The organism is Paenibacillus abyssi (assembly GCF_014640295.1).
Classification (GTDB): Bacteria; Bacillota; Bacilli; order Paenibacillales; family Paenibacillaceae; genus Paenibacillus_D; species Paenibacillus_D abyssi.
This window is the reverse complement of sequence record NZ_BMGR01000039.1, coordinates 1-526: the sequence shown is the minus strand read 5'-3', so window position 1 is coordinate 526 and position 526 is coordinate 1. Positions and strand designations below refer to the sequence as shown.

Sequence of the window (526 nt, the reverse complement as noted above, 5' to 3'; positions counted from 1 at the left end):
TGAGGTAACGGCTCACCAAGGCGACGATGCGTAGCCGACCTGAGAGGGTGATCGGCCACACTGGGACTGAGACACGGCCCAGACTCCTACGGGAGGCAGCAGTAGGGAATCTTCCGCAATGGACGAAAGTCTGACGGAGCAACGCCGCGTGAGTGAGGAAGGCCTTCGGGTCGTAAAGCTCTGTTGCCAGGGAAGAACGCTTGGGAGAGTAACTGCTCCTGAGGTGACGGTACCTGAGAAGAAAGCCCCGGCTAACTACGTGCCAGCAGCCGCGGTAATACGTAGGGGGCAAGCGTTGTCCGGAATTATTGGGCGTAAAGCGCGCGCAGGCGGCTTTGTAAGTCTGGTGTTTAATACACGAGCTCAACTCGTGTTCGCATCGGAAACTGCAAGGCTTGAGTACAGAAGAGGAAAGTGGAATTCCACGTGTAGCGGTGAAATGCGTAGAGATGTGGAGGAACACCAGTGGCGAAGGCGACTTTCTGGGCTGTAACTGACGCTGAGGCGCGAAAGCGTGGGGAGCAAA

Annotated in this window: 1 rRNA gene; it reads left to right on the top strand. The window is 56.8% G+C overall.

Annotation, left to right across the window (positions count from 1 at the left end):
- Positions 1–526 (top strand): 16S ribosomal RNA (locus tag IEW11_RS24760); the annotation flags it as partial.